We start from the raw sequence: 4,749 nt of genomic DNA, 5'->3' as shown, positions 1-4,749 counted from the left end.
GGTAGGGGTCGATGTACTGCAGCTTGGCGACGCTGCTGGTCGCCTCGGCTTCCGCCGTGATCTCGGCAGCGTGCTCCTGCACCCAGCGCAGGAACTCGCGGCCGGCGCGGGCGTCGTCGAACACGAACACCGGCGCGCGCTGCATGGCGTCGCCGACGACCGTGACCTTCACACCGCCGCAGGCATTGAGGACGTGCATCCCGCGGTTGTAGCTGGCGACGAGCGTGCCCTCCGTCGTCGCGAGCGGGATGAGGAAGTCGCCCTGCGCGTGCTCGCCGTGGATCTCCAGCGGCCCCGCGAAGCCGATCGGCACCTGCGCCACCCCGCTGAAGTGCTCGCAGTTTCCCTTCAGCAGGTGGGGATCGAAGGAGTAGCGCTTCACGTGGTCGAGCCTGGCGCCGCAGAACTCCTCCACGAAGCCCTGCCGCCGGCGGATGGCGTCGTCCGAATAGTCGTCGTCGTCCGAGCGCGGGATCTTCTTCTGCGCCGGCGCGCTCTCGGCGATGGCGTCCTGCACGCTCAGCTTGAGCTTGCCGAACGGCTTGCTGTCGAACGCCAGCTCGATGTCGTGCTTCCCCAGCGGCAGCGCGGGGCGCCGCGCCACGATCTGCAGCGTGCGCTTGAGGGGGAAGGAGAGCGGCTGCTCGGAGGTGATCTGGTGGGGATGGAAGACGGAGTCGTCGATCCGCACCTCCACGTCGTGCAGCGGGATCTCCTGCCCGTTGATGCGGATCCCCCGCAGCCCCGTGACTGTGGCGTCGCTCAGCCGGTTCTTGATGGAGAACTGCACCCCGTCGTCGGAGTTCTTCAGGCTCCCGAAGGTGTAGAGCTGCTTCAGCAACAGGCTGGGGACGAACATCGACGGATCTCCGGGGGGAGTGGGTTCGGACGAAGATCGGACAACGTGATCAGCCGCGGACGTGCGATGCCGGCCGCGGCTGTTGCGTGCTTGTCTCCGGGCGGTTCGCGCGGGGCGGCTCCGGCTCAGGCCGCCTGCGCGAAGTTCACGCGCAGCCACCCGTTGCGGATGCTTGTGCCACGAAGTGTATAGTAGGCGAGGAACCGGGGCAACAGATAGTTCCGCCGCTGGTTGGCCAACTGGATCACCAGCTGGTCGCCCGCGTGCCGCGCCGCGACCTCGCCGTCGTGCGCGAACGGGAGGCGGAGCTCAAGCACGTATTCCTTCCCCTCCTCGCTCACCCGGTACGTCTGCCCGCTGTACATCAGCGCGGCGGGATCCTTCTCGCCGTACAGCTCGTCCCCGATCTCCCGCAGCAGGTCCAGCCCGAACACCTCGCGGCCGCTGTGGGGCACGCGCAGGATGGGCAGCGGGCTGAAGGAGTGGTCGATCTCCTCCAGGTACTTCTTCTGCGCCTCCACGTAGCGGGCCAGGACGGGGCCGGCGCCCTCCTCCGGCATCACCCGGTTCACGACCACCGCGTCGACGCCGTAGCCGTAGAGCTGGAGATAGGTGTAGGCGCGCTTGGCCTCCTCGATCACCATCTTCTCGGGATTCATCACCAGGCGGACGGAGGAGATGTCGCTGTTGCCGAGCACGTCCTGGATCGCCTTCAGCTTCTCGAACAGACGGTTCAGCTCGTCGTAGCCCTTGTCCAGCGGGATCCCCGTGGTCTTGCGCAGCGCGAAGCCGGCGGTCTTGATCGCGGTCTTCTGGAAGGGGAAGGCGCGCGCCATCCACCACTGCGTGGCCTGGGGCAGGGTGAGCAGCGTCAGCGTCTCGCCGGTGGGCGCGCTGTCGACCACGATCAGGTCGTAGTCGCCGCTGCGGTAGAACTGCTCCAGCCAGAGGAGGACGGAGCCCTCGTTCATCCCCGGCAGCGCCGCCATCTCCTCGGCGGCGATGCGGTCCACCCCCTGCCAGCGGAACACGGTGAGCATCAGCTCGCGCATGTTCCCCCAGTACTTCTGCATGGAGTAGTAGAGGTCCACCTCCTGCGCCCACAGGTTCTTCACCACCTCCTGTGGCTCCGGCCCCAGCTGCATGTCGAGCGCGTCCGCCAGCGAGTGCGCGGGATCGGACGACAGCACCAGCGTGCGGTACCCCTGCTCCGCCGCGCGGAGGGCGGTGGCGGCGGCGCAGGTGGTCTTTCCCACCCCGCCCTTCCCCGTGAACAGCAAGATCCGTCTGGCCATCGTGATGGCTCCTCATGGCGATATGACTGCGTGCGAACGCGACGATGCCGCGCCGCAGCAATTTATGACACAGCGCGTCAAATCGCCAGACGGGCAGCAACGGATCGAGATGGGGAGGGGCGATTGAAATCGCTGCAACAACCACACGAAGTCCGCCTTCGCGGACTACCGGCTTCGGCTCGGCCAACACGTCTGGTGCGCGCGATGAAGTTCGTCGGAGAGGAGATGAAGATCGGTACGGTGAAGATTGGTGGCTATTCGTTGATGGCGACGTCGGTGAGCCCACGCTCGGCGTCCCACGCGATGATCGCCTCGCCCATCTGGGAGACGGGGTTGTAGAGGTCGCTGTCGTTTACGTAGAGGTCGCAGTCGATGCGCACGCGGCCGGGCGCGGCGGCGGTGTGCGCCACGGCCAGGGCGATCAGCCGCAGCGTGGGGAGGAGATCGCGCATCGTCGGCTGCTCCTCCTGCTCCACCTTCCAGCGCTCCTCGCCGTCGAACGACCCGCGCCGCTCCAGCTTCCAATGGTGCTCGAGGAAGCCCTTCCGCCCGCCCGTCATCGCCGCCAGCAGGTCCTTCGCGACGAGCGGGAGCACGGGAGCGAGCGCGGCGAGATCGGCTTCGGAGGGGAGGAGAAGAGGCCGCATCTCCACCGCCCGGCGCCAGTTCGCAGCCGCGGTGTCCAGCAGCCCGCACCGCGCGGCGGCGACGGCGAGCTCCATCCGCGTGGTGGGAAGGTCGTCCAGGGCGACAGATCGCTCCAGCAGCGTGACGCGCTCGGCAGGATCGGCCGTGCGACGGGCGTGGCGGCGCAGCTTCGCGGCCGTGGCGCCGCCGCCGATCCAGCGGAAGACGCGGGAGACGGGATTCATCGCCCCGCCGCCCTCCGTTCGAAGACGACCTGCCCGCCGACCACCGTCATCACCACCCTCGCGTCGCGGATCGTCTCCGGCGCGATGCGGCGCAGGTCGCGGTCGATCACCACCCAGTCGGCCAGCTTGCCACGCTCCAGCGTCCCCTTCTCCCGCTCCTGGAAGAGCGCGTACGCGGCGCCGGAGGTGTAGGCGCGCATCGCCTCCTCCACGGTGATCTTCTGCTCCGGCACCCAGCCGCCCGGGTTCTTCCCGTCCAGCGTCCGTCGCGTCACCGCCGCGTAGATCCCCTCCAGCGGCGTGGGTGGGGCGACGAACCAGTCGCTGCCGAAGGCGAGGGTGGCGCCGGTGTCCACCAGCGTGCGGAACGGATAGGTGGTGCGGGTGCGCACGGGGCCAATCACCGCTTCCGCCCAGCGGCCGTCGTCGATGGTGTGGTACGGCTGCATGCTGGGGATCACGCCCAGGCGGCCGAAGCGCGGGATGTCGGCCGGGCGGATGTGCTGCGCGTGCTCCACGCGGAAGCGCCGGTCGCGCGCGCCGTCCTCGCGCGCCACCCGCTGGAAGATGTCCAGGATCAGCGTGTTGGCGCGGTCACCGATGGCGTGCACCATCACCTGCAGCCCCGCGCGGTCGGCGCCGCGCGTCCACTCGTACAGGCTCTCCGCCGGCGTCACCATCAGCCCCGTGCCTGTGCCAGTGTCGGTGAACGGCTCGTGCATCAGCGCCGTGTGCGAGCCGAGCGACCCGTCCACGAAGCCCTTAAGGCTGCCGATGCGCAGCCACTCGTCGCCCCGCCCGCGCGCGGCCACGGTGTCGCGCAGCCGCGCCCAGGTGGCCAGCGGCACCGCGGCGGAGATGCGGGTGCGCAGCCGCCCGGCGTCGTGCGCGCGCCGGAACGCGGCAAGGTCGTCCCACCCGCCCATGTGCTGCACCGAGGTGACGCCCTGCTCCGCGACAAAGCGCATGGCCGCGTCGAGCGCGCGGTCCTGCTGCCCGGGGGTGGGATTGGGGACGACGCGGTCGACCAGCCCCAGCGCGTTGTCCTTGAGGATCCCCGTCGGCTCGCCGCCCGCGCCGCGCACGATCTGGCCGCCGGCTACGTCGCGCGTGGCGGCGGTGACGCCGGCGGCGCGCAGGGCGGCGGAGTTCGCCAGCGCCATGTGGCCGTCGAGCCGGCTGATCCAGACGGGGTTGCGCGGGGTGATGGAGTCGATCCACTCCTTGCGCGGCAGCTCGCCGCCCCAGAACGAGTGGTCCCAGTTCCCCTCGGTGATCCAGGCGCCGCGCGGCAGTGTGCGCGCGTAGTCGCGGATGCGCCGCACGAACTCCTCGCGCGTCCGCGCGTCGCGGAGCTGAACCGACGCCAGCGACGCCCCGCCGCTCACGAAGTGCACGTGCGAGTCGATGAACCCCGGCACCACCATCTTCCCGGTGCCGTCCACGATCCGCGTCCGCGGCCCGATCTGCCGGTTCACCTCCACGTCCGCGCCCAAGGCGACGATCCGCCCCCCGCGCACCGCGACCGCGCGCGCGTCGGCCGCGCCGCGCACCCCCGTCCACACAGTCGCGTTGTGCACCACGATGTCCGCGCACTCGCTCACGCACGGCGAGTGCTGCGCGGCGGCGGGAAGGGCAAGCAGCAGAGCGGCGGCGACCTGCGCGGCGAAGCGGTACATGGCGGGCGGGGTGGATGGGCGTTGAGGAGCGGAAGGAGAGATCC

General features: G+C 70.0%; 4 protein-coding genes. All 4 read right to left on the bottom strand.

Translation table 11 applies throughout. The features are described 5' to 3' along the window. A partial coding sequence (locus tag VF092_31570) for a hypothetical protein (GenBank protein HEX6751877.1) occupies window positions 1-859 on the bottom strand: 859 nt, incomplete at its 3' end. A gap of 125 nt (window positions 860-984) precedes the next feature. Then, window positions 985-2,154, bottom strand: a complete 1,170-nt coding sequence (locus VF092_31565) for an ArsA family ATPase (protein HEX6751876.1) — start codon at window positions 2,152-2,154, stop codon at window positions 985-987. Between the two features lie 254 nt (window positions 2,155-2,408). Further along, the gene (locus VF092_31560) at window positions 2,409-3,026 is read right to left on the bottom strand and encodes a hypothetical protein (protein ID HEX6751875.1); all 618 of its coding nucleotides are present in this window, start codon (window positions 3,024-3,026) and stop codon (window positions 2,409-2,411) included. Further along, window positions 3,023-4,705 (bottom strand): amidohydrolase, encoded by a 1,683-nt coding sequence (locus VF092_31555; protein HEX6751874.1) that lies wholly within the window; start codon window positions 4,703-4,705, stop codon window positions 3,023-3,025. The genes VF092_31560 and VF092_31555 overlap by 4 nt, the downstream gene beginning before the upstream one ends. Window positions 4,706-4,749 lie beyond the last annotated feature (44 nt).

Source organism: Longimicrobium sp. (genome assembly GCA_036377595.1).
Classification (GTDB): domain Bacteria; phylum Gemmatimonadota; class Gemmatimonadetes; order Longimicrobiales; family Longimicrobiaceae; genus Longimicrobium.
This window is presented reverse-complemented; position numbering and strand designations above follow the sequence as displayed.

Excerpts from the sequence above, each read along its gene's own strand:
- VF092_31565 (HEX6751876.1), bottom strand. The coding sequence starts at position 2,154 with ATGGCCAGACGGATCTTGCTGTTCACGGGGAAGGGCGGGGTGGGAAAG.
- VF092_31555 (HEX6751874.1), bottom strand. The coding sequence starts at position 4,705 with ATGTACCGCTTCGCCGCGCAGGTCGCCGCCGCTCTGCTGCTTGCCCTT.
- VF092_31560 (HEX6751875.1), bottom strand. The coding sequence starts at position 3,026 with ATGAATCCCGTCTCCCGCGTCTTCCGCTGGATCGGCGGCGGCGCCACG.